The 26,645-nt window shown below is 30.2% G+C and carries 22 protein-coding genes and 2 riboswitches; of the genes, 18 read left to right on the forward strand and 4 right to left on the reverse strand.

What is annotated here, in order from left to right; all coding sequences use genetic code 11:
• Nucleotides 1-16 precede the first annotated feature (16 nt).
• A complete protein-coding gene (locus tag H2684_RS05815) occupies nt 17-1,936 on the reverse strand; it encodes an ABC-F family ATP-binding cassette domain-containing protein (RefSeq protein WP_182088467.1) in 1,920 nt (639 codons plus the stop codon).
• A gap of 264 nt (nt 1,937-2,200) precedes the next feature.
• Between H2684_RS05815 and H2684_RS05820 the strand changes: the two genes are divergently transcribed.
• The 9 genes from H2684_RS05820 to H2684_RS05860 all read left to right on the forward strand — a co-directional run bounded on the left by H2684_RS05820 (nt 2,201) and on the right by H2684_RS05860 (nt 11,230).
• Complete coding sequence (locus H2684_RS05820) at nt 2,201-2,836, forward strand: redox-sensing transcriptional repressor Rex (protein ID WP_182088468.1); 636 nt, start codon at nt 2,201-2,203, stop codon at nt 2,834-2,836.
• Between the two features lie 168 nt (nt 2,837-3,004).
• Complete coding sequence (locus H2684_RS05825; protein WP_182088469.1) at nt 3,005-3,784, forward strand: short-chain-enoyl-CoA hydratase; 780 nt, start codon at nt 3,005-3,007, stop codon at nt 3,782-3,784.
• A 36-nt stretch (nt 3,785-3,820) separates the two neighbouring features.
• On the forward strand, nt 3,821-4,960 hold the full coding sequence (locus H2684_RS05830) for an acyl-CoA dehydrogenase (RefSeq protein WP_182088470.1): 1,140 nt from the start codon (nt 3,821-3,823) through the stop codon (nt 4,958-4,960).
• A 12-nt stretch (nt 4,961-4,972) separates the two neighbouring features.
• Nucleotides 4,973-5,752 carry an electron transfer flavoprotein subunit beta/FixA family protein gene (locus tag H2684_RS05835; RefSeq protein ID WP_182088471.1) on the forward strand — a complete coding sequence of 260 codons (780 nt, stop codon included), beginning with the start codon at nt 4,973-4,975 and terminating at the stop codon, nt 5,750-5,752.
• An 18-nt stretch (nt 5,753-5,770) separates the two neighbouring features.
• Nucleotides 5,771-6,772 carry an electron transfer flavoprotein subunit alpha/FixB family protein gene (locus H2684_RS05840; protein WP_182088472.1) on the forward strand — a complete coding sequence of 334 codons (1,002 nt, stop codon included), beginning with the start codon at nt 5,771-5,773 and terminating at the stop codon, nt 6,770-6,772.
• A 107-nt stretch (nt 6,773-6,879) separates the two neighbouring features.
• Nucleotides 6,880-7,728, forward strand: coding sequence for a 3-hydroxybutyryl-CoA dehydrogenase (locus tag H2684_RS05845; protein WP_182088473.1), 849 nt, complete (start codon nt 6,880-6,882; stop codon nt 7,726-7,728).
• A 198-nt stretch (nt 7,729-7,926) separates the two neighbouring features.
• Nucleotides 7,927-8,817, forward strand: a complete 891-nt coding sequence (locus H2684_RS05850; protein WP_182088474.1) for a sulfide/dihydroorotate dehydrogenase-like FAD/NAD-binding protein — start codon at nt 7,927-7,929, stop codon at nt 8,815-8,817.
• Nucleotides 8,818-8,822: 5 nt separating this feature from the next.
• On the forward strand, nt 8,823-10,211 hold the full coding sequence (gltA, locus tag H2684_RS05855) for an NADPH-dependent glutamate synthase (protein WP_182088515.1): 1,389 nt from the start codon (nt 8,823-8,825) through the stop codon (nt 10,209-10,211).
• Between the two features lie 110 nt (nt 10,212-10,321).
• The gene (locus H2684_RS05860; protein WP_182088475.1) at nt 10,322-11,230 is read left to right on the forward strand and encodes a DNA-3-methyladenine glycosylase 2 family protein; all 909 of its coding nucleotides are present in this window, start codon (nt 10,322-10,324) and stop codon (nt 11,228-11,230) included.
• A gap of 49 nt (nt 11,231-11,279) precedes the next feature.
• Here H2684_RS05860 and ablB read toward each other — a convergent pair whose 3' ends face one another.
• Nucleotides 11,280-12,152, reverse strand: coding sequence for a putative beta-lysine N-acetyltransferase (ablB, locus tag H2684_RS05865; protein WP_182088476.1), 873 nt, complete (start codon nt 12,150-12,152; stop codon nt 11,280-11,282).
• Between the two features lie 124 nt (nt 12,153-12,276).
• A riboswitch (cyclic di-AMP (ydaO/yuaA leader) is annotated at nt 12,277-12,408 on the reverse strand.
• 758 nt (nt 12,409-13,166) lie between these two features.
• Between ablB and H2684_RS05870 the strand changes: the two genes are divergently transcribed.
• The 5 genes from H2684_RS05870 to guaA all read left to right on the forward strand — a co-directional run bounded on the left by H2684_RS05870 (nt 13,167) and on the right by guaA (nt 19,350).
• Entirely contained in the window at nt 13,167-13,676 is a 510-nt protein-coding gene (locus H2684_RS05870; RefSeq protein WP_243159290.1) for a VTT domain-containing protein, read from the forward strand.
• A 265-nt stretch (nt 13,677-13,941) separates the two neighbouring features.
• Nucleotides 13,942-14,229, forward strand: coding sequence for a co-chaperone GroES (gene groES, locus H2684_RS05875; RefSeq protein WP_182088478.1), 288 nt, complete (start codon nt 13,942-13,944; stop codon nt 14,227-14,229).
• A 47-nt stretch (nt 14,230-14,276) separates the two neighbouring features.
• On the forward strand, nt 14,277-15,914 hold the full coding sequence (groL, locus tag H2684_RS05880) for a chaperonin GroEL (protein WP_182088479.1): 1,638 nt from the start codon (nt 14,277-14,279) through the stop codon (nt 15,912-15,914).
• Nucleotides 15,915-16,071: 157 nt separating this feature from the next.
• A riboswitch (purine riboswitch) is annotated at nt 16,072-16,169 on the forward strand.
• Nucleotides 16,170-16,300: 131 nt separating this feature from the next.
• Nucleotides 16,301-17,755 carry an IMP dehydrogenase gene (guaB, locus tag H2684_RS05885; RefSeq protein ID WP_182088480.1) on the forward strand — a complete coding sequence of 485 codons (1,455 nt, stop codon included), beginning with the start codon at nt 16,301-16,303 and terminating at the stop codon, nt 17,753-17,755.
• Between the two features lie 62 nt (nt 17,756-17,817).
• Nucleotides 17,818-19,350: a glutamine-hydrolyzing GMP synthase gene (gene guaA / locus H2684_RS05890; RefSeq protein WP_182088481.1), complete on the forward strand. Its 1,533-nt coding sequence runs from the start codon at nt 17,818-17,820 to the stop codon at nt 19,348-19,350.
• Between the two features lie 23 nt (nt 19,351-19,373).
• Here the strand turns inward: guaA and H2684_RS05895 are convergent, their stop codons facing one another.
• Nucleotides 19,374-20,813: an MFS transporter gene (locus tag H2684_RS05895; RefSeq protein WP_182088482.1), complete on the reverse strand. Its 1,440-nt coding sequence runs from the start codon at nt 20,811-20,813 to the stop codon at nt 19,374-19,376.
• Between the two features lie 170 nt (nt 20,814-20,983).
• Nucleotides 20,984-22,078: a glycerol dehydrogenase gene (locus H2684_RS05900; protein ID WP_182088483.1), complete on the reverse strand. Its 1,095-nt coding sequence runs from the start codon at nt 22,076-22,078 to the stop codon at nt 20,984-20,986.
• A 257-nt stretch (nt 22,079-22,335) separates the two neighbouring features.
• Between H2684_RS05900 and H2684_RS05905 the strand changes: the two genes are divergently transcribed.
• The 4 genes from H2684_RS05905 (at nt 22,336) to H2684_RS05920 (ending at nt 26,587) form a co-directional block, all read left to right on the forward strand.
• Nucleotides 22,336-23,691, forward strand: a complete 1,356-nt coding sequence (locus H2684_RS05905; protein WP_182088484.1) for a glucose-6-phosphate isomerase — start codon at nt 22,336-22,338, stop codon at nt 23,689-23,691.
• Between the two features lie 95 nt (nt 23,692-23,786).
• Nucleotides 23,787-24,005: a hypothetical protein gene (locus H2684_RS05910; protein ID WP_182088485.1), complete on the forward strand. Its 219-nt coding sequence runs from the start codon at nt 23,787-23,789 to the stop codon at nt 24,003-24,005.
• A gap of 20 nt (nt 24,006-24,025) precedes the next feature.
• Nucleotides 24,026-24,469: a YaiI/YqxD family protein gene (locus tag H2684_RS05915; protein ID WP_182088486.1), complete on the forward strand. Its 444-nt coding sequence runs from the start codon at nt 24,026-24,028 to the stop codon at nt 24,467-24,469.
• A gap of 114 nt (nt 24,470-24,583) precedes the next feature.
• A complete protein-coding gene (locus tag H2684_RS05920; RefSeq protein ID WP_182088487.1) occupies nt 24,584-26,587 on the forward strand; it encodes a triple tyrosine motif-containing protein in 2,004 nt (667 codons plus the stop codon).
• Nucleotides 26,588-26,645: the final 58 nt, after the last annotated feature.

The raw sequence follows: 26,645 nt of genomic DNA on the forward strand, positions 1-26,645 counted from the left end.
GCAGATATTTCTATTTTTATATATAATTTTCCCACTCTTCATAGAGTCTATCTAGTTTTGATTTTATTTTAAGTAAATCTTTATTTACTTTTTCGCTTTTTTCAGGATCAGAGTATACTTCTTTCATACAAAGTTTTTTTTCAAGTTCAGAAGATTTGGTTTCAAGGTCTGATATCTTTTCTTCCATGTTTTTAAGTTTTAGTTCTTTTTCTCTTTTTGCCTTTTGCATTTTTCGTTTCTTTTTCTTTTCATTGGCAATTTGAGTTTTAGTTTTTCCTTTAGTTTGTTTTTTATTTATATCATCAAATCTTAAAGGATTTTTCTTTTTTTCTATATAATAATTATAATTGCCTAAATATTCCTTAACACCAGTTTCTTCAAGTTCGTATATTTTATCAACTACCTTATTTAGAAAGTATCTATCATGAGATATTAAAAGTACTGTTCCATCATAATTTAAAAGTGCCTTTTCAAGAGCTTCTCGTGACATAATATCGAGATGATTTGTAGGTTCATCAAGAAGTAAAAAATTTGATTTAGATAATATTAGTTTTAACAGATTTATACGACATTTTTCGCCACCACTTAAAGAAGAAATTGTTCTGAAAACATCATCACCTGTAAACAAAAAAGCGGCTAGCGCATTTCTTATTTCTGTAGTTGTAAGATCAGGAAAATCGTCCCACACTTCATCTAGGACCGTTTTATTTAGATTTAGATTTGACTGTTCCTGATCATAATAACCAATAAATACATTCATTCCAAGAGAGCAAATTCCATCATAATCTTTTAATTCATTCATTATAATTCTAAAAAGTGTAGTTTTCCCTCTTCCATTTTTCCCTATTAGGGCTATATTTTCACCTCTTTTTATGTCAAAAGTTACATTTGAAAATAATTTTTGACCGTTAAAACTTTTACTTAGATTTTCTAAATGAAGCACATCATTTCCACTTTTTACTTGAGGCTTAAAGCTAACATTTTTTAACCTAGGAGGTTTGTCTGGTGCATTTATTCTTTTGATTTTATCTAACATTTTTTGACGACTTTCTGCAGCTTTTATGCTTTTTTCCCTATTAAAAGATCTATATTTTTCTATTATTGCCTCTTGCCTTTTTATTTCAGCTTGTTGAATATTATAAGCTTTAAGTTGTGCTTCATAATCTTTTTCTTTTAATTTAATAAATTTAGTGTAGTTTCCTTTATACAAGTTTATGTGACCGTTTATAAGTTCCATAGTTATAGAAGTTACGGAATCTAGAAAATATCTGTCATGAGATATAAGTATTACTGTTCCCTTATAGTTTTTAAGGTAATCTTCAAGCCATTCTATGGCCTCTAGATCGAGATGATTTGTAGGCTCATCTAGTAGTAGTATATCTGGTTTTGTCAAAAGCAGTTTACACAATGCAACCCTTGTCTTTTGCCCTCCGCTTAAAACTTCTATTTTTTTATCAAAATCATCTTCAAAAAAACCAAGTCCTTTGAGTACTCTATTTATTTCTGCTTTGTAAGTGTATCCACCTCTATTTATGTATAATTCAGAATATGTTGTGTAGTCATTTATAAGTTTATTTTGATAATCTTCATTATTTTTATCATAGGGTTTATCCATTAAATTTTCCAATTTAGCTAGTTTGTTTTCTAAATCAGTTAGATCCTTAAAAACTAAGAGCATTTCATCATATATTGTATTTGATGATTCCAAGGACAGATGTTGTGCAAGATATCCTAAAGTTTTAGATTTATCTATAAATAGATCTCCACTATCATAATCTAATTTACCTGTGAGTATTTTAAATAAGGTTGATTTCCCTGCACCATTTGGACCTATTAGTCCTACTTTTTCTCCTTCGTTTATGTTAAATGTTACATTATTCAATATAGTATCTATTCCGTAACTTTTATGAATGTTTTTACAACTTAAAATTATCATAGTAAAGCACCATCCTTAACCTCTATATTTTACTATTTATATTGAGAGTTTTGTAGTGTTTTTTAATAAATTCTTATATCTACAGTAATAATTATTATAAAAATAGATAAAACTTGTAAAATTAGTGTAGTAGACTATTGACATTATATACCCATAAATAATACTATTAAATAGAAAGATATATTAAAATGATATAATTTTTTTATATATTAATGTATTACATAACAATTAATAGTGATTTAATATAAGAATAAGGGGTGCTTTATGGATAAGAAAAAAAATATATCGATGGCAGTTATAAAAAGACTTCCTAAATATCATAGATACTTGGGTGATCTTATGAGAAATGACATCGACAGAATATCTTCAAAGGAATTAAGTGAAACTATAGGATTTACAGCTTCTCAAATAAGACAAGATTTGAATTGTTTTGGAGATTTTGGACAGCAGGGATACGGATACAATGTAAATGAATTGTATAATCAGATAAGAAATATACTCGGCCTTAGCAAAAAGTATAAGACCGTAATAATAGGTGCTGGTAATATAGGTCAAGCAGTAGCAAATTATACTAGTTTTAGAAAATTAGGATTTGAATTGCAATGTATTTTTGATATAAACCCTAAACTAATAGGTATTAAAATTAGAGATATAGAAATAAAAGATATTGATTATTTAAATGGATATCTTCAACAAAATCACATAGATATAGGTATAATATGTGTACCAAGCAATAATGCACAAAAGGTATGTGATGTTTTAGTGGGAAATGGAGTAAAAGGTATATGGAATTTTGCACCTGTTGACTTAATAGTCCCAGAAAATGTAAAAGTTGAAAATGTTCATCTAAGTGATAGTCTGTTGACACTTACCTGCCTATTAAATGATAATAATAGATAAATTAAAAATATTAATTTAATTTATTATTTTTGTTGAAATGTACTCTTATGTAGTATATAATAATATCTGAAGTTATTACTTCGCTTGTTATTATAATTAAACTTGTTATATTATTAACAATAATTTGTTAAAAAATATAACAAGTATAGGTTGTCAGGGAGGTTAAGTATGGATTTAAAAAATGTTATATTTGAAAAAGAAGGGAAAATAGCCCTAATCACAATTAATAGGCCTAAAGCCTTAAATGCACTTAACACGGAAACTTTGACTGAAATCGATTGTGTAATCGATAAAATTGCTACTGATGAAGATATATTTGCAGTAATACTTACAGGTTCAGGAAAAGCTTTTGTCGCTGGAGCAGATATATCTGAAATGAAAGATCTAAATGCTGATCAAGGAAGGAAATTTGGAATTTTAGGTAATAAGGTATTTAGAAAACTTGAAAATTTAGAGAAACCTGTAATTGCAGCTGTAAATGGCTTTGCATTAGGTGGAGGCTGTGAAATATCTATGGCTTGTGATATAAGAATAGCTTCATCAAAGGCTAAGTTTGGACAACCAGAATCTGGTCTTGGAATTACTCCAGGATTTGGTGGAACTCAAAGACTTACTAGATTAGTTGGACTTGGAATGGCAAAAGAACTTATATATACTGCAAAAATTATAAAAGCAGATGAAGCTCTTAGAATAGGATTGGTAAATAAAGTAGTAGAGCCAGAAAAACTTATGGATGAAGCAAAAGCAATGGCTAATCAGATAATTGCCAATGCTCCAATAGCCGTTAGATTGTGTAAGGCAGCTATAAATAGAGGAATACAGACAGATATAGATACTGGTATTGCATATGAATCAGAAGTATTTGGACAGTGTTTTGCTACAGAAGATCAAAAAGAAGGAATGAGCGCATTTCTTGAAAAAAGGGAGAAATCCTTTAAAAATAAATAAAGTAACAATGAAAAACTATTTTAGGAGGTAAAATAAATGGATTTTACATTAACAAGAGAACAAGAATTTGTAAAACAGATGGTAAGAGAATTTACAGAAAATGAAGTTAAGCCTCTAGCTGCTGAGATAGATGAAACAGAAAGATTTCCAAAAGAAACAGTAGAGAAAATGGCTAAATACGGTATGATGGGAATACCTTTCCCTAAAAAATATGGTGGAGCAGGTGGAGATACTTTATCTTATATATTAGCTGTAGAAGAATTGGCTAAGGCTTGTGCTACTACATCAGTTATACTTTCAGCTCATACCTCACTTTGTGCATCACTTATTGAACAATTTGGTACAGAAGAGCAGAAACAAAAATATTTAGTACCACTTGCAAAAGGTGAAAAACTAGGAGCTTTTGGTTTGACTGAACCTAATGCAGGTACTGATGCTTCAGGACAGCAGAGCCAAGCTGTACTTGAAGGAGATCATTATGTACTTAATGGACAGAAGATTTTCATAACAAATGGAGGAGTAGCAGACATATTTGTAGTATTTGCTATGACAGATAGAAGCAAGGGAACACACGGAATATCTGCATTTATACTTGAAAAGGGAATGCCAGGATTTTCAATAGGAAAAGTTGAAAATAAAATGGGAATAAGAGCTTCATCAACTACAGAACTTATATTTGAAGATTGTATAGTTCCAAAGGAAAATTTAGTAGGAAGAGAAGGAAAAGGCTTTGGAATAGCAATGAAGACTCTTGATGGAGGAAGAATTGGAATAGCAGCTCAGGCACTTGGTATAGCAGAAGGTGCTTTGAATGAAGCTATTGAATATATGAAAGAAAGAAAACAGTTTGGAAGATCTCTTAATAAATTCCAAGGACTTGCGTGGGCAGTTGCTGATTTAGATACTAAAATAGAAGCAGCAAGATTCCTTGTATATAAAGCAGCTTTAAAGAAAGATGCACATCTACCTTATACAGTTGATGCTGCAAGAGCTAAGTTAATGGCTGCAGAGGTTGCTATGGAAACTACAACTAAGGTAGTACAGCTATTTGGAGGATATGGATATACAAAGGATTATCCAGTAGAGAGAATGATGAGAGATGCTAAGATAACTGAAATATATGAAGGAACTTCACAAGTACAAAAGATGGTTATTTCAGGAAATTTATTTAGATAGGAGGAGCACATAATGAATATTGTTGTTTGTTTAAAACAAGTACCAGATACAAATGAAGTTAAAATAAATCCGGAAACAGGAACATTAATAAGACAAGGAGTTCCATCAATAATAAATCCAGATGATAAAAATGCACTTGAGGAATCAATTTCTATTAGAGAAAAAGTTGGTGGTAAGGTTACAGTAATAAGTATGGGACCTCCACAGGCAGAAGTAGCACTTAGAGAAGCATTAGCTATGGGTGCTGATGAGGCAATACTTATATCAGATAGAGCTTTTGCTGGAGCAGATACTTGTGCTACTGCATATGCTCTTGCAGGAGCACTTAAAAAATTAGACTATGATATAATTTTTGCAGGAAGACAGGCAATAGATGGAGATACTGCACAAGTTGGACCGGAAATAGCAGAGTTTTTAGGAATACCTCAAGTAACTTATGTAGAAGAAGTTGATGTTGATGGAAATACATTGACAGTTAAGAAAGCATGGGAAGATGGATATGAAACAGTAAAGGTCAATACGCCTGTATTGCTGACTGCTATAAAAGAGTTAAATGAACCAAGATATATGCATATGAGCAATATATTTGAAATCTTCAATAAAGAAGTAAAGATATGGAGTGCTGATGATTTAGAAGTTGATAAAGCAAGACTTGGACTTAAAGGATCACCAACAAAAGTTAAGAGATCAACTACAAAGGAATCTAGAGGAGCAGGAGAAATAGTAAATAAACCAGTAAAAGAAGCAGTAGCATATGCAATTTCAAAAATGAAAGAAAAACATGTTATTTAAATTTAGGAGGGATTTAGAATGAATATAGCAGATTACAAAGGCGTATGGGTATTTGCTGAACAAAGAGATGGGGAGCTTCAAAAAGTAGCCCTTGAATTGCTAGGAAAAGGAAGAGAATTAGCAGATAAATTAAATACTGAGCTTACAGCTGTATTGCTTGGTAGTGATATAGATGATATTGCAAAAGAGCTATCAGAATATGGAGCAGACAAAGTAATATATGTTGATAGTCCTCTTTTGAAACATTATACTACAGATGGATATACTAAAGTGTTAGCTGAACTTGCAAGTGAAAGAAAACCTGAAGTAGTTTTACTGGGTGCTACATTTATAGGAAGAGATTTAGGACCAAGACTTGCAGCAAGACTTGTTACAGGACTTACAGCAGATTGTACAGGCCTTGATGTAGATAAAGATACAAGAAATTTAATGATGACAAGACCTGCTTTTGGTGGAAACTTAATGGCAACTATAGTATGTGGAGACCACAGACCACAAATGTCAACAGTAAGAGCTGGAGTTTTTGAGAAGCCTGAAAAAGGTAAAGTAAAAGAAGGAACAATAGAGAAGATAGAATCAAATATTCAAAAATCAGATATAAAAGTTGATGTACAAGATGTAGTAAAACTTGCTAAAACTGCAGTAGATATTGGAGAAGCAAAAGTAATTGTTTCTGGTGGAAGAGGTCTTGGAAGCAAGGAAGGATTTAAAGTACTTAAAGAGTTAGCTGACGTGCTTGATGGAACTGTAGGTGGTTCCCGTGCAGCAGTTGACAATGGCTGGATAGATAAGGCATATCAGGTTGGACAAACTGGTAAAACAGTAAGACCAGCACTTTATATAGCATGTGGAATATCTGGAGCAATACAACACTTAGCAGGTATGCAGGATAGTGGATATATAGTAGCTATAAATAAAGATGAAGATGCTCCAATAATGAAAGTAGCAGATCTTGCTATAGTAGGAGATTACACTAAAGTTGTGCCTGAACTTATAGCTCAAATTAAAGCTTTGAATTAGTATTAAATATTATTTAATTAGCTATATTGTTTATGTATAATATGCATAAATATATATAAATTTACATTTTCGAATTAATATATAATATTATAGGGAGGGAATTAGATATGAAAAAGGTATGCGTCCTTGGAGCAGGTACCATGGGATCTGGAATAGCTCAAGCTTTTGCAGCCAAAGGTTGTCAGGTAGTAATAAGAGATATAAAAGATGAATTTGTTGACAGAGGAATTTCAGGAATAAAAAAGGGTTTTGAAAAAAGAATAGCAAAGGGAAAAATTTCACAAGAAGATGCAGACGCTATACTAGCTAGAATAAAAGGAACAGTTGACCTTAAAGAGGCAGCTGATTGCGATCTAGTAGTAGAAGCAGCAGTTGAGAATATGAAGATTAAGAAAGAAATATTTGCAGATTTAGATAAGATATGCAAACCAGATACAATTCTTGCATCTAATACTTCTTCACTATCAATAACTGAAATAGCAACTGCTACAAATAGACCTGATAAAGTTATAGGAATGCACTTTTTTAATCCAGCACCTGTTATGAAATTAGTTGAATTAATAAGAGGCATGGCTACTTCTCAAGAAACTTTTGATGCAGTAAAGGAAATTGCAATTTCAATAGGAAAAGATCCTGTAGAAGTTGCAGAAGCTCCTGGATTTGTTGTAAATAGGATATTAATACCAATGATAAATGAAGCAGTAGGAATTTATGCAGAAGGAATAGCTTCAGCAGAAGATATAGATAAGGCTATGAAACTTGGTGCTAATCATCCAATGGGCCCACTTGCTTTAGGAGATCTTATTGGATTAGATGTATGTCTTGCAATTATGGATGTATTATATAAAGAAACAGGAGATTCAAAATACAGGGCACATCCACTGCTTAGAAAGTATGTAAGAGCAGGTTGGCTTGGAAGAAAGACTAAAAAAGGATTCTTTGATTATTCAAAATAATAATATAAAAAAAGAACTTTGGAATGATTTAATAGTTATTCCAAAGTTCTTTTTAGTTTACAAAAATACATATTCTCGAAAAAGTGCAAAAAATTTAACAATATGATATAATTATAAAGTATTATGTGTATTAAAATATGATTTTTATAAAATGAAAATTTACAAATTTTTATACGTCTTATAAATGGGGTGAATATAATGTATAAAATTGTAGAAAAAAAGGCTCTCGCACCAAATATATTCTCAATGGATATAGAAGCACCAATGGTGGCAAAATCATGTCTACCTGGACAGTTTGTCATAGTTAGAATTGATGAAAAAGGGGAGAGAATACCTCTTACAATTTGCGATTATGATGCTGATAAGGGAACAGTAAAAATAGTTTTTCAGACATTAGGAAAATCAACTAAAGAAATGGCTCAATATGAAGTGGGAGAATATTTTGAAGATTTTGTTGGCCCTTTAGGACAGCCTTCTGATTTGACTAAAGAAACTGAAGAAGAACTCAAAAATAAGAACATTATATTTGTAGCTGGTGGAGTGGGAACAGCTCCAGTTTATCCACAGGTAAAATGGTTAAATGCTCATGGAGTAAAGGCAGATGTTATTGTAGGATGTAAATCTAAAGATTATTTATTATTTGAAGATGAATTAAAGTCTGTTGCTGGCAATTTATATATAGCCACTGATGACGGAAGTTATGGATATAAAGGTTTTGTTACAGATAAACTTAAAGATCTTGTTGAAAGAGAAGGAAAAAAATATGATCATGCTGTTGTAATAGGACCTATGATAATGATGAAGTTTATGTCTAAACTTACAAAAGAATATGGAATAAAGACTACAGTCAGCCTAAATCCTATAATGGTTGATGGAACTGGAATGTGCGGTGCATGCAGAGTTACAGTAGGTGGAGAAGTAAAATTTGCCTGCGTAGATGGTCCTGAATTTGATGGACATTTAGTAAATTTCGATGAAGCTATAAGAAGACAGACTATGTATAAGACTGAAGAGGGGAGAGAAATTTTAAAAGCAGAAGAAGGAGATACTTTTCATAGAAAAGGCTGTGAATGTGGAGGGGATGAGTAATGAATATAGATAGAATGAAGAGAACACCTATAAAAGAACAAGATCCAAAGGTAAGAGCTACTAATTTTGATGAAGTATGTCTTGGATATACTAAAGAAGAAGCTATGAAAGAAGCATCTAGGTGTCTAAATTGTAAGAAACCTATGTGCGTTACTCAGTGTCCAGTTTCTATAAATATACCTAAATTTATTCAACATGTAAAAAATGGTAATTTTGAAGAAGCAGCAAAAGTAATAGCTGAATCAAGTGCACTTCCAGCAGTGTGTGGAAGAGTTTGTCCACAGGAAACTCAATGTGAGGGAAAATGTGTTCTTGGCATAAAAGGAGAAGCAATTGCAATAGGAAAACTTGAAAGGTTTGTGGCTGACTGGTCAAGAGAAAATAATATAGATCTTTCAAAAAGAGAACCAAGTAATGGTAAAAAAGTTGCAGTAATAGGAAGTGGACCATCAGGACTTACATGTGCTGGAGATTTAGCTAAACTTGGATATGATGTTACTATATTTGAAGCACTTCATAAAGCAGGCGGAGTATTAGTATATGGAATACCTGAATTCAGACTTCCTAAAGATACTGTAGTAAAACATGAAGTTGAAAATGTTAAAAAGTTGGGAGTTAAAATAAATACTGATGTAATAGTTGGAAGAACTATAACTATAGATCAACTTATTGATGAACAGGGATTTGATGCTGTATTCATAGGCTCAGGTGCTGGACTTCCAAGATTCATGGGTATACCTGGTGAAAATTTAAATGGTGTATTTTCAGCAAATGAATTCTTAACAAGAAGTAATCTTATGAAAGCATTTAGAGATGACTATGATACACCAATAAAGATTGGAAAGAAAGTTGCAGTTGTAGGTGGAGGAAATGTTGCAATGGATGCTGCTAGAACTGCACTTAGATTAGGAGCTGAAGTGCACATTGTGTACAGAAGATCAGAAGAAGAGATTCCAGCAAGAGCAGAGGAAGTTCATCATGCAAAAGAAGAAGGAATAAAATTTGACTTGCTCACTAATCCAGTTGCTGTGCTTGGTGATGAAAATGGATGGGTTAAAGGAATAAGATGTGTAAAAATGGAACTTGGAGAGCCAGATGATTCTGGAAGAAGAAGACCTGTTGCCATAGAAGGTTCAGAGTTTGACATGGACGTTGATACAGTTATAATGGCTCTTGGGACTTCTCCAAATCCTCTTATAGCTTCTACTACAAAAGGTTTAGCTATAAATAAACGTAAGTGTATAATTGCAGAAGAGGAAACAGGTAAAACATCAAGAGAAGCAATATATGCAGGTGGTGATGCTGTAACTGGTGCAGCTACTGTAATACTTGCAATGGGTGCAGGTAAAAAAGCTGCAGTTGCTATAGATAAATATTTGAAGGAGTCAAAATAATTGTTTCTCATAAAAGTTGTGCACATTGTGCACAACTTTTATTATTATAAATAATAAAGTATACTATTATAGTAAAATAAAAAATTATTATCTGAAAGGAGAAAAGAAAAATGGACTTTAGCTATGTAGAGAATATAGATAATGGTGTAGTTGTAAAAGATGTTAAAAACTTTGAATTAGCTCACATATTTGACTGTGGACAGTGTTTTAGGTGGAATAAGCAGGATAACGGAAATTATATAGGAGTAGCTTTTGGAAAAGTTATTGAAGTTGAAAAAAATGGCAGTGATTTAATTATTTATAATACAGATGAGGAAGATTTTAAAAATATATGGTTGGATTATTTTGATTTATATAGAGATTATAGTGAAATAAAAAAGGTTCTAAGTAAGGATGCTATATTGAAAAAGTCAATAGAATTTGGATATGGCATTAGGCTTCTTAGACAAGATCCATTTGAACTTATAATATCATTTATAATATCTTCTAATAACAGAATACCAATGATAAAACGTGCTATAGAAAATATAAGTGCTATGTGGGGAAATAGAATAGAATATAAGGGTAAGACATATTACAGTTTTCCTGATGTAAAAAGTTTAAGCAATGCTTCTATGGAAGAATTACAACAATGTGGTACAGGATTTAGGAATAGATACATAAAAGATACTGTTGAAAAGATATATACAATGGGTATGAAGAAAAGTGAACATTACGATGAACATTATGATATAAATTGGATTAAAAATCAAGATGATGAAAAATGCCATAAAGAGCTTCAGAAATTTATGGGAATAGGTCCCAAGGTAGCAGATTGCATAATGTTGTTTTCAATGCAAAAGTATTCAGCTTTTCCAGTAGATGTTTGGGTAAAAAGAGCAATGTCACATTTTTATTTAGCACCAGATGTTTCATTGAAGAAGATAAGGGAATTTGGCATAAATAAATTTCATAAATTCTCAGGATTTGCTCAACAATATTTATTTTATTATGCAAGAGAAAATAATATAAAATTTTAAGTTATATCTCATGTCTTTTGTGACATGAGAATGGATATAAACATTGAACTCAGCTGTTTAAAGGTAAATGAGAATTTATGTTTTTTACCCAAAGATTCATATCCTCAAAACCTCCACATATATTACAATTATTTATTAATTTACCTTTAAACTTATAATTATGTTTGCTAAATATAAAATTAATACTTGGACATATTGCTCTTGATAGACTATACAAGGTCATATATCCCATATCTTTGAGATCTGACTCTAAAGAATAAATTATATTAGACATAATACCTTTGCCTCTATAACTTGGATAAGTTGCACAATCAGATATTTTTGCATTTAAGTTTTCTTTATCTAAATTTGCTGAACATATACTAATTATTTTATTATTATAAACTGCAACTTTGTACAAGACATTTTTATTCATGATGCGTTTTAAATATTTTTCGTCAAAAATAGGTGATGGATAAGTAGAAAATACATAAGAGAACAATTTTACAATATCTTTTATATCATTTTCATTTGCTTGTCTTATAGTATATTTTAAATTATAAGGCTTTGATACAAATGTATTTTGCATACTTAAGCTCTTTTTAAGAATTAAATTTTCTTTAGCAGAATTGGTAGATACTTGTCTACTATTACTTATAAAAAAGGACATATAAAATGCATCTTTGCCTTTAAAAAAACCATTTATTATACCTTCTAATTTAAATCCAGCTTTAAGAAAATTTTCATATGATTTAACATTGCAATTACAAATTATTTTATCTAAATGTCTTTTAGATGCAAAATGTACTAATCTTCTTATATTTTGAGGGGATATATTTTCTATACTAACTATTTTCATACGATTATTAGTATAGTCTATATATACTTTTGCTCTATCCATTCTAGTATAATAATTTTCTGATTTGCATCTTATGGTATTCATGAATTTAATGACTCCTTTTCACTTTAATATTAAAAATAATAAGCCACAGAGAAGTTTCTGTAGCTTATTAAACTATATCATTAAAGGTAAATAAAAAATAATTTATCATTATTTTTAATATACCTAAACTTCCCTTCTACGCTTACGAGATTAGCTGACGGATTCGGGTTGAAAGAAGATAACCCTACTTGTCATAACAACAAGATTCACCCCATAATTGGTTCTCCCGTTCAAATTGATTCAGCGATATTTAATTTTTAGTTTTATGAATCATTATTACTATGTATGTAACAATATCACTATAACATATGTATGTCAATGTTCTGAATTATAGTAGTTTCTGTTTTTTATATAGATTTAATTATATTATAATCAAGGCATTATGTATATAGGATATTTATAAATTTTTATCATATTTTATTTAGCACATTTAATGCATTTAAATATATAAACAATGTTAAAAATTTATTTTACATGTCAAAAAAACTGTTATATTTTATACAGCAATCTGTTATAATTAAATTTGCTTAGATATAAATTATATTAAACTTATATTAGTCACTTTTTATATAAAAAAGATTTTTATTTTATATAACAGAAAGAAGATATTTTAATGATAAATTTTGAAACACCTATAAAAAATTAAAACATATTGTATTTAAATAACTGGCTGAGATTGTAACAGATAATAAATTAACAAAAGGGAGTTTCATAAAATAAGTTATATTGGTATAAATGAACTGATATAGGACAACATAAATAAATAGGTAGTATATTTTAGTAATTTATATTGGATGCTTAAAAATGAACATAAATTTGCTATATAAAAGGATACTTTGCTTTTTAAAGAAATATAAAGTTTATATATTTTGGGGTATTATATTAATTCTTTTTATTATATTTTCCTATGAGTATTATTATAAATATACATATATTATAAGGAATCCAAGAAAAATAAAATCTATTATTATATCCTATGGTAGATATAGTATATTTGTATTTTTTATGCTTCAAATGTTTCAAGTTATTGTATTTTTCATACCTGGAGAATTGATTCAAGTTGCAGGAGGATATATATATGGTCCTTTCATTGGATCTATTTTATCAGTTATTGGAATAACTACTGGTAGTATAATTGCCTATGTGGTGTCCAAAATTTTTGGAAATCCTCTTGTAAATAAAATGCTTTCAAAGAAAAAGTTAAAGTTTTTTAGAAAGATTTTAAATTTAGGAAGCATAAATTTTGTAGTATTTTTATTGTACTTGATTCCTGGAATACCGAAAGATATTTTAGCGTACATATGTGGTATATCAAAAATAAGTTTAAAAGATTTTATAATTTATTCTACTCTTGGAAGATTACCAGGAATATTCATTTCATCATATTTCGGATCTAAAGTGTATTCTGAAGATAAATTTATACTCATATTTATATTTATTTTTATGGTATTATTGTTTGTAATTGGAGTTTTTAGAGGAGAAAAAATTGTATTGAAATTTATAAAAAATAAATTTCATAATTAATATTTTTATTTTAAATTTAATACATATTTTGAACTTTTTATTAAAACGCTGAAATTTATAGAAATTAAGAGAAATATTTATTTAATAAGAGTATATTAAATTATTTAGCTTTTAAATACTGTATACAATTAAAATTTGAATTTGAAAATACAAACGGTATTTATTATTATAATAACTGTATTAGCACTCAATATTAATGAGTGCTAACAACAAATGCTAAAAATTATTTTAAATAAATTAAAAATATTTTTAAGGAGGGGTTTTGATGAACATTAGACCACTTGGAGATAGAGTTGTTATAAAGAAGATCGAGGCTGAAGAAACTACAAAAAGTGGAATAGTTCTACCAGATGCTGCTAAAGAAAAACCACAAGAGGCTGAAGTTGTAGCAGTTGGAGTAGGTGGATTTGTAGATGGAAAAGAAGTTAAAATGGAAGTTAAAGTAGGAGATAGAGTATTATTCTCTAAATATGCAGGAAATGAAGTTAAAATTGATGGAGAGGAATACACAATTTTAAGACAAGACGATATTTTAGCTATAATTGAAAAATAAAATCAGTATTTATAAATACAATTTAAAAGTTGTGAGGAGGGTTTTTTATGGCAAAGAGCATTTTATTCGGAGAAGAAGCCAGAAAGGCTATGCAAGAAGGCGTAAATAAATTAGCAAATACAGTAAAAGTTACACTTGGACCAAAAGGAAGAAATGTAGTACTTGGTAAGAAATTTGGATCACCACTTATAACTAATGATGGTGTTACTATAGCAAAGGAAATAGAATTGGAAGATCCATATGAAAATATGGGAGCTCAACTTGTAAAGGAAGTTTCTACAAAGACAAATGATGTAGCAGGAGATGGAACTACAACAGCTACATTACTTGCTCAGGCAATAATAAGAGAAGGATTGAAAAATGTTGCAGCAGGAGCTAATCCAATACTTTTAAGACAGGGTATTAAAATTGCTGTAGATAGAGCAGTTGAAGAAATAAAGAAGATTTCTAAAAAAGTAAATGGAAAAGAAGATATTGCTAGAATTGCATCCATATCAGCTTCTGATGAAGAGATAGGTAAATTAATAGCAGATGCTATGGAAAAAGTAGGAAATGAAGGAGTTATAACTGTTGAAGAATCTAAATCAATGGGAACTGAATTGGATGTAGTTGAAGGTATGCAGTTTGACAGAGGATATTTAAGCCCATATATGGTTACAGATTCTGATAAAATGGAATCCGTATTAGAAGATCCATATATATTGTTAACTGATAAGAAGATATCTAACATACAAGAAATACTTCCACTTTTAGAGCAGATAGTAAAACAAGGAAAGAAGTTACTTATAATTGCTGATGACGTAGAAGGAGAAGCACTTGCAACTCTAGTTGTTAACAAATTAAGAGGAACATTTACTTGTGTTGCAGTAAAAGCCCCAGGATTTGGTGACAGAAGAAAAGAAATGCTTCAGGATATAGCAATACTTACAGGAGCTCATGTAATATCAGAAGAACTCGGAAGAAATATAAAAGATGTTAGTATAGATGATCTTGGAACTGCTGAAAGTGTTAAAATATCAAAAGAAAATACTACAATTGTAAATGGTAAAGGTGATAAATCAGCAATTGCTGATAGAGTAAATCAGATTAGAAAACAAGTAGATGAAACTACATCAGAATTTGATAAAGAAAAATTACAGGAAAGACTTGCAAAACTTGCAGGAGGAGTAGCTGTAATAAAAGTTGGTGCAGCAACTGAAACTGAATTAAAAGAAAGAAAGATGAGAATAGAAGATGCTCTAGCAGCTACAAAAGCAGCTGTTGAAGAAGGATTAGTTCCAGGTGGTGGAACAGCTTACTTAAATGTAGTATCTAAGATTCAAGATTTAACATCAGATGTACCAGATATCAAAGTTGGTATTGATATAATAAAGAAGTCACTTGAAGAACCAATAAGACAAATAGCAACTAATGCAGGACTTGAAGGTTCAGTAATTATAGAAAAGGTTAAGAAGAGTGAACCTGGTGTTGGTTTTGATGCTTTGAGAAATAAATATGTAAATATGGTAGAACAAGGTATAATAGATCCAACTAAGGTTACAAGATCAGCTCTTCAAAATGCAGCATCAGTAGCATCTACATTCTTAACTACTGAATCCGCAGTAGCAGATATTCCAGAAAAGAATACACCAGCTCCAGGAGCAGGAGCACCAGGAATGGGCGGCGGAATGGAAGGAATGTATTAATAGATAAATATGTTTAATTTTTATAGCTTCATATCTTAAAGGTATGGAGCTATATTTTATTTTAATATATTTTATTGACAAAGAGGCCAAAATTGAATAAAATAGTGTAAATAGTTAATAAGTTAGATAGAAATACATCAAAATTTATAAAAAATGAATATAAATCTTTTATTCAGCTCATATATCCCCTGAATATGGCAGGAAGTATCTACCGAAAACCATAAATTTTCGACTATGAGTGGAATTCTTATGATATAATCATATTAATTTCACATCATAATGAACTTAATATGATTTTTTTATTTTAGGTAAAATACTTTAATTTATTTGATATTTGAAGCTGAAGGATTGATAAATATATATTAATTCATAGGAGTGATTTTAAAGTGGCGAAAATTTTAAAAAAAGCGTATACTTTTGACGATGTTCTTTTAGTACCTAACAAATCTGAGGTTTTGCCTAGAGAAGTTTCATTAAAAACTAATTTAACTAAAAAAATAAAATTAAATATACCAATTATGAGTGCAAGTATGGATACTGTTACTGATTCTAAAATGGCTATAGCAATTGCAAGAGAAGGCGGAATTGGAATAATACATAAAAACATGACAATAGAAAAACAGGCAATAGAAGTGGACAGGGTAAAAAGACAAGAAAATGGAGTAATATCAGATCCTTTTTATCTCTCACCAGACAACACTATAAAAGAAGCACTTTCTCTTATGAGCAAGTATAGAATATCAGGAGTTCCTATAACTGTTGAAGGAAAACTTGTAGGGATAATGACAAATAGAGATATAGTATTTGAAGATAATTATGATAAGAAAATTTCAGAAGTTATGACTAAAGAAAAATTGATAACTGCACCTGAAGATACAACTATTGAACAGGCTAAGGAAATATTAAAAAAATATAAGATAGAAAAGTTACCTCTAGTTGATTCAGAGAATAATTTAAGAGGATTAATAACTTTAAAAGATATAGAAAAAGTAAAGAAATTTCCAAATAGTGCAAAAGATAGTAAAGGAAGATTGTTGTGTGGAGCAGCTGTAGGAGTAACCAAAGATATGATGGAGAGAGTTTCAGAGTTAGTTAATGCAGGAGTAGACGTAATTACTGTGGATACAGCACATGGACATTCACGAGGAGTAATAGATGCCGTTAAAACTATAAAGGAAAAATATCCTGATATGCAAATAATTGCAGGAAATATTGCAACAGCAGAAGCAGCTAGAGATTTGATATTGGCAGGAGCAGATGCTGTAAAAGTTGGAATAGGCCCTGGATCTATATGTACAACTAGAGTTGTATCTGGAGTAGGAGTACCTCAGCTTACAGCAATTATGGACTGTGTAGAAGAAGCAAATAAATATGGAATTCCTGTTATAGCTGATGGAGGATTAAAGTATTCAGGTGATATAGTAAAAGCATTGGCAGCAGGAGCTAAAGTTGCTATGATGGGATCTATGCTTGCAGGATGCGAAGAAGCACCTGGTGAAACTGAAATATATAGAGGTAGAACTTATAAAGTTTATCGTGGAATGGGATCACTTGCTGCTATGGCAGATGGAAGTAAAGATAGATATTTCCAAGAGGGAAATAAAAAATTGGTTCCAGAAGGTGTTGAAGGAAGAGTACCTTATAAAGGATATGTTGCAGATACTATATTCCAGCTAGTTGGAGGAATACGTTCTGGAATGGGATATCTTGGAGCAGCTACTTTAAATGATCTATATGAAAAAGCAACTTTTGTAGTTCAATCTTCAGCTGGATTAAGAGAAAGTCATCCACATGATATATCAATGACTAAAGAAGCACCAAATTACAGTATAAATCAGTAAAATTTATACAAATATTAATAGTTAAACTCAATTTATGTTTTAAATTGAGTAGGAGGAGAGTTATGGAAAGAGAAACGATTATTGTAGTTGATTTTGGTGGTCAATACAATCAGCTCATAGCTAGAAGAGTAAGAGAAAACAATGTATATTGTGAAATAGTACCATACACTTGGTCAATAGATAAGATAAAGGAGAAAAATCCTAAAGGTATAATATTTACTGGAGGACCTAAAAGCGTATATGCAGAAAATGCACCTAAAATAAGTTTGGATGTATTTAAGCTTGGAGTGCCTATACTTGGAATATGTTATGGACATCAATTTATATGCAATAGCTTAGGTGGAAAAGTTCAAAGTGCTGATATAAGAGAGTATGGAAAAACTGATATTGAACTTAATACTACAAGTGATTTATTTTATGGAATAGATAAGGATGAAATTTCATGGATGAGTCATACAGATTTTGTATCACATGCACCTGAAGGATTTAAAATAATAGCTACTACTTCTAAATGTCCAGTAGCAGCAGTTGAAAATAAAAAGGACAAAATATATGGAGTACAATTTCATCCTGAAGTTGAACACACACCTTTTGGAAAGAAAATGATTAACAATTTCCTATTTAGAGTTTGTAATTTAAAGGGAGATTGGTCAATGTCTTCTTTTGCAGAAGAAAAGATTCAACATATAAGACAAATTGTTAAAGATAAAAAAGTAATATGTGCTATGTCTGGAGGAGTAGATTCTTCTGTAGCAGCAGTTTTAGTTCATAAAGCAGTTGGAAAACAACTTACATGTATATTTGTAGACCATGGACTTCTTAGAAAAGATGAAGGAGATCAGGTTGAAAATGTATTTAAGAATCAATTTGACATGAATCTTATAAGAGTAGATGCAAAAGATAGATTTTTAGGCAAGCTTAAAGGCGTTTCTGATCCAGAAAAGAAGAGAAAGATAATTGGAGAAGAATTTATAAGAGTATTTGAAGAGGAAGCTAAAAAACTTGGAGATATAGGATTCCTCGTTCAAGGAACTATATATCCAGATGTAGTTGAAAGTGGACTTGGAACTTCAGCAGTTATAAAAAGTCATCATAATGTAGGTGGACTTCCTGAAGATATGGATTTTAAACTTATAGAACCTCTTAGAGAATTATTTAAAGATGAAGTTAGAGCTGTAGGTGAAGAACTTGGTATACCACACAAATTAGTTTGGAGACAGCCTTTCCCAGGACCTGGCCTTGCTATAAGAGTATTAGGAGAAATTACAGAGGAAAAACTTAAGATAACAAGAGAAGCAGATGCTATATTTAGAGAAGAAATTGCAAATGCAGATTTAGATGAATCTATATGGCAGTATTTTGCGTGTTTACCTAACATACGTTCAGTTGGAGTTATGGGAGATGAAAGGACATATTGTTATACAGTTGCCCTTAGAGCGGTTACATCTTCAGATGCTATGACTTCAGATTGGGCTAGGATACCTTATAATGTTTTAGACAAAGTATCAAGAAGGATAGTTAACGAAGTTAAAGGCGTAAATAGAATTGTATATGATATAACGAGCAAGCCCCCAGCAACTATTGAGTGGGAGTAAAAATGAAAACTCAAAGTCTTTATTTAAGAGGCTTTGAGTTTTCCTTTTTTACTATAATATAATCTAAATCCAGTTATAGAAGCACCTATTAAACACAGCAAAGCAGCATATATATATACATATTTCATTCCATACATAAATACATAGTCTTTGCCTTTTATATAGTCAATTACTCTATATCCTATTTTATCACTCATTTTATTATATAAAATAAGAGTTGAAACAGATGTTCCTACAACAAAACCAAGATTTCTAACAAGGGCATTTACACTTCCTGCAATTCCTAACTTACTTTGTTCTACAGTAGACATAATCAATGAATTATTAGGTGATTGAAACATTCCATTTCCTATAGTCATAATTATTATGTAAATTACTATTAAAACTAGTGATGATGAAATATTTAATGTGGATATAAGGAATAATCCAACACTTGTTAAAGTGAGTCCAATTAAAGTCAGTATTTCCGAACCAATTTTATCTGACATGTGACCACTTATAGGAGCTACTACTGATAGTACAATAGGGGATACCATCATATAAAATCCGGTAGATGCAGGAGAAAGTTTGATAGCATCTTCAAAATAAAATGGCAATATTATATTAGAGGCACTTATTGCCACAAAAGAAATAAATCCACATATTATACTTATAGAAAATAAACTATTTTTAAATATGCTAAATTCTAAAAGTGGAGATTCCAATTTATTTTCCACAATAACAAATAGTATAAAAGTTATAAATGAAATTATAAATGCATAAATTATAAATGGATTATTGTATCCTGTACTTTGTCCTTGAACAAGTGCACCAAACATTAATATTATAGATACCATAAATAGTAGTGATCCTTTAGGATCGAGTTTTTCACTAGATGATTTATTTGATTTAGGAAATGTTTTTACACACATTATAAATACAATTATTCCTACAGGAACATTTAAGAAAAATATGTATTTCCAACTTGCAATTGAAATAATAAATCCTCCAAGTGGGGGACCTGTCATACCTCCTAATGCAACAAAGGTTCCAACTATGCCAAGTGCACTACCTCTTTCATTTGGTGGAAATACTTGAGTTATTATTCCTTGATTAGTTGCCATTGTAGCAGCAGCACCAACAGCTTGTATACATCTTGCTGCTATTAAAAATAGCAGTGAATTTGTAAGTCCACATAGAAATGACCCTAAAGTAAATAAAATTACTCCAAGTCTGAATATCTTAGTTTTACCTTTTATATCACCAAGTCTTCCAAATATTAAAATAGTTGCTAGAATTGTTATTAAAAATCCAGTAACAACCCATTCTATACTTGCCATAGGGACATGTAGTTTAATAGACATATCAGGAAGAGCCACGTTTACGATACTTCCATCTAGTGTGGACATAAATGTAGCTGATACTACGGTAAATAAAATTATCCACCTGTTTTTATTATATGTTTTATTTTTAACACTACTCAAAATTTTCACCTTCTAAATTATGATATATGATATATTGTTTTATATTAGTCATATATTTTTAGTAGATTTATATAGATAATATTAAAAATATAACATAAAGTGATTCACAATACAACTATATAATAACAACTCCACTGAAAAATTCAATGGAGTTGTCTTTAGTACTTTTATTATTTAAAATAATTTTGTCCAAGGAGATCTACTGTTAATAGAGCATCATATAATTGATCAGGAGTAACATCTCCAACTAAGTTATGAATTGATTCACCTGGAACGCAAGCTTTTTCTGTTGCTATATGAACTCTTTCTTTATCAGTTACACCAATTTCTTTTAAAGTAATAGGAAGTCCTACGCTATAGCAGAAATCCATAACCTGTTTAATTTCTTCTCTTGGTGCGTTCTCTAAAATAAGTTGAGCTATAGTTCCGTATGCAACTAAAGGTCCATGCATTGTGTTTTCACATTCTTTTAAAGCAGTAAATCCGTTATATACAGAATGGGCAACTGCAAGACCACCATTGTCTGCACCTACACCACTTAGATATACATTGGCTTCAATAATAGATTCTAGAGCAGGTGTTATTAAATGTTTTTCACAGGAAAGCTTTGCTTGATAACCGCATTTTAATAGAGTTTTATAGCATAATTCACAAAGTGCCATAGCAGATAATGCAATACCACCGTTTTCTAGACTTGGTGAATCAGTTCTAACGCAAGCTCTTGCTTCAAAATATGTTCCTAAAGCATCTCCCATACCGGCTACAAGAAATTTCACAGGGGCATTTGCAATTATTTCGCTATCTACTATTACAGCTTCTGGATTTCTTGGATAAAATAAGTAACTATCAAAAGTACCATCATCTTTATAAATAACTGAAAGACCAGTACAAGGAGCATCTGTAGCAGTTACTGTAGGTACAATAGTAACAGGACATTTTTCATAGTAAGCAGTTGCTTTTGCTGTGTCAATGGCAGATCCTCCACCTACACCTACAACTACTTCAATTTTCTCATCTCTTACAATCTTTCTCATTTTTTCAATTTCACTTTTGGAACTTATTCCACCAAAAATTTCAAAATGAAGTTTACAGTCAGTATTTTCAAAACTCTTTTCAATTTTTGCATGACAATTTTTGTATCCGCTTCTACTACAAATAAACAGATAAGAAGATCCTAAATCTTTTGTTTCTTCATAAAAATTTGATAATGAATCTCTGCCTTGAATATACTTTAATGGAGCTCTTAATAATTTTAATACAGCCATGAATAAAACATCCTTCCTACAATATTATTAAATAAAATACATTATTTTATTTTCAAGTAAATAGTATCATTTTTATATTAAAGTAGCAATAGAACTAGTTTGCCCTTTAGTTAAAAATATAAAACTATTTTACTTATAAAAGATTTTAAATAAATAAATTTTATTTATTTAAAAAAGCTGCAATTTAGTTGATTTGTATAATTAAATAGTCTAAAATTTTAATTAAAGCTAATAATATAAATATTGGAGGCATGACAATGACAAAAAAAGGTATAACTTTAGATTTAAGTAAAACAGAACCATATCTTGAAAAGAGTGAAATTGAAAATTTAAAACCATTTGTTTCAACAGCACACAAGATGTTGAATGATAAAAGTGGAGCAGGAAATGATTTCTTAGGCTGGGTTGACCTTCCTGTTAATTATGATAAAGAAGAATTTAATAGAATAAAGAGCTGTGCAAAAAAAATAAGATCAGACTCTGATGTATTAGTTGTTATAGGAATTGGAGGATCATACCTTGGAGCAAGAGCTGCAATAGAGATGCTTACTCACACTTTTTATAATAGTGTTTCAAAAGATAAGAAAAATGGTCCAGATATATTTTATGTTGGAAATAATATAAGTTCTACATATATGGCTGACTTACTTGAAACTGTTGAAGGAAAAGATATTTCTGTAAATGTAATTTCAAAATCAGGAACTACAACAGAACCAGCTATTGCATTTAGAATATTTAAAGAGCTTCTAGAGAAAAAATATGGAAAAGATGAAGCTAAAAAGAGAATATACGCAACTACTGATAAAAGTAAGGGAGCGCTTAAGTCATTAGCTGATGCAGAAGGATATGAAACTTTTGTAATTCCTGATGATGTAGGAGGAAGATATTCTGTTTTAACACCTGTTGGACTCTTACCAATAGCAGTAGCAGGAATAGATATAGATGAGATGATGCAAGGTGCTCAAGATGCAAGAGAAGCATATAGCGTTGATGATTTGGATAATAACGATGCATATAAGTATGCAGCTGCTAGAAATGCACTTTATAGAAAGGGAAAGACCACAGAAATGATGGTTAACTTTGAACCATGTCTTCACTATTTTGGAGAGTGGTGGAAACAACTATATGGTGAAAGTGAAGGAAAAGACAATAAGGGATTGTTCCCAGCAGCTGGAGATTTTTCAACAGATCTTCACTCAATGGGACAGTATATTCAACAGGGAATGAGAATATTATTTGAAACTTTCATAAATGTAGAAAATCCAAGAAAAGAAGTTGTTATAGAAAAGGATGAAAAAAATCTTGATGGACTTAACTTCTTAGCTGGGAAATCAATGGATTTTGTAAATCATCAGGCTTTTAGAGGAACAGTACTTGCACATAATGACGGAGGTGTTCCAGCTATAATTTTAAATATACCAGAATTAACTGCTTATTACTTTGGATATACTGTGTATTTCTTTGAGAAAGCTTGTGCTATAAGTGGATATATTACTGGTATCAATCCTTTCAACCAACCAGGAGTTGAGGCATACAAGAAAAATATGTTTGCTCTTCTTGGAAAACCAGGATATGAGGATAAGAAGGAAGAATTAGAAGAAAGACTTAAATAGTTTTATTACTTTCCCACTTCATTATGTGTGCTCTAGTGAAGTGGGTTTTATAGTTTTTAAGTGAATTTAATAATTATCAATGGGGGATTAATTTTATGAAAAAGACTTTTTTAAAATATTTAATATTCTATGGAATCCTATTTTTCTTGGTGAATTTTTTTAATGCATCAAATATTGGTTTTCTTAAGATAGTTGAAATAGTTTTAATATCTATTTTGTGCGGTGGAGTGCTTTCAATAATTACTGTTTTACTAAAGATAAATTTTGTAAAAGAAAATAAAAATAAGTTAAGGAATAGTCATAAAAAATTTTAAGTGGGAGATATAATTTCAATATGAAAATATTAGTAGATGCAGATGCCTGTCCAGGAAGAGATATAATAGAAGATGTAGTAGCTTGCAATAAAATTAAGGTTATAATGTATTGTGATATAAATCATGTGCTAAAGAGTAATTATAGTGATGTAAGATATGTAGATAGCGGTTTCCAAAGTGTTGATATGATACTTGTAAATGATGTAGAGCCTTGGGATATAGTTGTAACTCAAGATTATGGAGTTGCAGCTATTGCACTTGGTAAGAAGGCATATGCAATAAGTCCTAAGGGTCATATATACAATAATGAAAATATAGATAGGCTTCTTTTTGAAAGACATATATCTTCAAAGGTGAGACGTAGTGGAGGAAAGACAGTAAACCCGAAAAAGAGAACTAAACAAGATGATAGTAGACTCAGAAATAATTTAATTAAATTAATAAATATTAAAAAAAGTCTATGACATAATATGGAATTATAGTATAATTTAAAGTGACTAATATGCATATTTTTACATTTAGCATATACTCATAGAGTTTAGGGTGTAAATTATGTACTGATTCGGGGGATGATATATATGAATGAATTGGCTATAAGTTGCAATCTTGATGATTCACAGAAGGAAAAGTCAAAGGTTACTATAAATGTAGAAAATGGATTTGATGAGAATTTATTATATAAATATATGGTAGGATTCAATGGAATATGGAAAGTTATCAAAGATTTTACTTGTGATAAAAGTGTTGAATGGGTTCCAAAACAAGATGGCAAATATATAGTTATGGTTCAAGCAAAGAAAAAAGATGGAAATAAGAGTTTTGACTATATATCAAGAATGAATTACATAGTAGGGGATGTCCAAGAAAAGTTAATAAATAGTATTATTTTAGATAAAGATAAATATACTTTGGGAGATAAGATAAAGGTTTTTGTTGATACAAACAAATATCCTCTTATGTTTAGGTATTGGATAAAAGTTGAAAATCACTGGAGTCTTGTAAAGGACTATTCTACAGAAAATACATTTACATATACAGTGAGATCAGAAAGCAATGGAGAAATATTAGTTGAATGCAAAGATATTTCTTCTAAAAGTGATTTTGATGATTTCAAAAAGGTAGTATTTCTCGTGTCACCAATAAAAAAAGTGGAAATAGTGGATTTTAAGTGCCTAAATAAAGAACTAATTTCAGAATCTGAGATAAGCTTTAAGGTTCTATCTAAATACGATGAAGGAAGAACTATACTTTATAAATTTTTTAAAATAAATTCAAATGGAGAAGTTAAGTGCATTCAAAATTATTCTACTAGAAAGACTGTAAGTTATGTTGAAAAGAAAGAAGGAGATTATAAACTCCTGTGCTTTGCAAAGGATATGTATTCTACAAATAAATTTGATGATAGGGCAATTTTGAATTTTACTGTGAAAAAGTATGAGGAAATAGTAATAAAGAGTTTTACAACAGATGTAAATTCACCACAACTTACTGACACAGATATAACTATATCTGCACAGGTTTCAGGTGGAAAAAATCTTCTATATAGATATGTAATTGAAGGAAACCAAAATATTGATTCTGGTTATATAAGATCATCAACTTATATATGGAAAAGTAGTTTACCTGGGAAATACAAGATAATGCTATTTGTAAAGGATAAATCCTGTGATAAAGATTATGAAGCATGTGATTATATGAATTTTACTATAGATGAAAAGAGTAGTGAACCGATAAATATACAGGATTTGGTATTAGATGCAAGTGGCAAAATATTAAAAGGACAAACTATAAGGGCAGTTGTCTATGCATCTGGAGGAAATGATATTAAATATGGATTTTCAATAAAAAAATCTGGAAAGATAGTGAAAAATGTAGATTATAGTTATAATAATTGGATTGAATTTATACCCGGGGAAAAAGGTGAGTATGAAATTGAAGCACTAGTTAGAGATAGTTACTCCAAAAGGAAATATGATTGCCATCTAATCAAAAATATTCAGGTGTTTAATTATATACCAGCCAATATTGATTATATACTATATCCAATTAGGGAGTACTATATAGTAGGAGAGGAAATATCCATATCTATAATAACTCAAGATACTAAAAATGTAATAGTAAAGTATATTATGAGCATAAATGGACATGTGGTAGAGGAAACTGATTTTATAGAAGAAAAAAGTTATGTAATAGTTCCTAAATGCAGCGGCAAATATACTCTTGAAGTTATGGTAAAGAATATTAAAAGTGATGCAGAATTTGATTCAAAGAAACGTTTGAACATACAGATAAGAGATACTATACCAATTACTGAAACAAAATTGGTATGTGAAAAAAATAAGTTTGTGTCAAATGAGCCAATTACATTTTATGCTAATAATAAAGGTGGAAAAAATGTACTATATGAATTTTATCTTATGGAAAAGGGAAATTGGATATTAGTTCAAAATTATAGTAGAAAAAATAGCTATACTTTTATACCATTTACAAAAGACGAATACAAGATAATGGTATTGTGTAAGGATCAGTATAGCAAAGATGCTTATGAAGATTATGATATATTTGAATTTAAAGTAATATAAAGTTTATACATTTAATGACGATAATTATAAAATACTAAACATAATTGAAATAATATTT

It is taken from the genome of Clostridium sp. cel8 (assembly GCF_014050525.1).
Classification (GTDB): domain Bacteria; phylum Bacillota; class Clostridia; order Clostridiales; family Clostridiaceae; genus Clostridium_B.

Excerpts from the sequence above, each read along its gene's own strand:
- H2684_RS05815 (WP_182088467.1), bottom strand. The coding sequence starts at position 1,936 with ATGATAATTTTAAGTTGTAAAAACATTCATAAAAGTTACGGAATAGAT.
- H2684_RS05820 (WP_182088468.1), top strand. The coding sequence starts at position 2,201 with ATGGATAAGAAAAAAAATATATCGATGGCAGTTATAAAAAGACTTCCT.
- H2684_RS05825 (WP_182088469.1), top strand. The coding sequence starts at position 3,005 with ATGGATTTAAAAAATGTTATATTTGAAAAAGAAGGGAAAATAGCCCTA.
- H2684_RS05830 (WP_182088470.1), top strand. The coding sequence starts at position 3,821 with ATGGATTTTACATTAACAAGAGAACAAGAATTTGTAAAACAGATGGTA.
- H2684_RS05835 (WP_182088471.1), top strand. The coding sequence starts at position 4,973 with ATGAATATTGTTGTTTGTTTAAAACAAGTACCAGATACAAATGAAGTT.
- H2684_RS05840 (WP_182088472.1), top strand. The coding sequence starts at position 5,771 with ATGAATATAGCAGATTACAAAGGCGTATGGGTATTTGCTGAACAAAGA.
- H2684_RS05845 (WP_182088473.1), top strand. The coding sequence starts at position 6,880 with ATGAAAAAGGTATGCGTCCTTGGAGCAGGTACCATGGGATCTGGAATA.
- H2684_RS05850 (WP_182088474.1), top strand. The coding sequence starts at position 7,927 with ATGTATAAAATTGTAGAAAAAAAGGCTCTCGCACCAAATATATTCTCA.
- H2684_RS05860 (WP_182088475.1), top strand. The coding sequence starts at position 10,322 with ATGGACTTTAGCTATGTAGAGAATATAGATAATGGTGTAGTTGTAAAA.
- ablB (WP_182088476.1), bottom strand. The coding sequence starts at position 12,152 with ATGAATACCATAAGATGCAAATCAGAAAATTATTATACTAGAATGGAT.
- H2684_RS05870 (WP_243159290.1), top strand. The coding sequence starts at position 13,167 with ATGTTTCAAGTTATTGTATTTTTCATACCTGGAGAATTGATTCAAGTT.
- groES (WP_182088478.1), top strand. The coding sequence starts at position 13,942 with ATGAACATTAGACCACTTGGAGATAGAGTTGTTATAAAGAAGATCGAG.
- groL (WP_182088479.1), top strand. The coding sequence starts at position 14,277 with ATGGCAAAGAGCATTTTATTCGGAGAAGAAGCCAGAAAGGCTATGCAA.
- guaA (WP_182088481.1), top strand. The coding sequence starts at position 17,818 with ATGGAAAGAGAAACGATTATTGTAGTTGATTTTGGTGGTCAATACAAT.
- H2684_RS05900 (WP_182088483.1), bottom strand. The coding sequence starts at position 22,078 with ATGGCTGTATTAAAATTATTAAGAGCTCCATTAAAGTATATTCAAGGC.
- H2684_RS05905 (WP_182088484.1), top strand. The coding sequence starts at position 22,336 with ATGACAAAAAAAGGTATAACTTTAGATTTAAGTAAAACAGAACCATAT.
- H2684_RS05910 (WP_182088485.1), top strand. The coding sequence starts at position 23,787 with ATGAAAAAGACTTTTTTAAAATATTTAATATTCTATGGAATCCTATTT.
- H2684_RS05915 (WP_182088486.1), top strand. The coding sequence starts at position 24,026 with ATGAAAATATTAGTAGATGCAGATGCCTGTCCAGGAAGAGATATAATA.
- H2684_RS05920 (WP_182088487.1), top strand. The coding sequence starts at position 24,584 with ATGAATGAATTGGCTATAAGTTGCAATCTTGATGATTCACAGAAGGAA.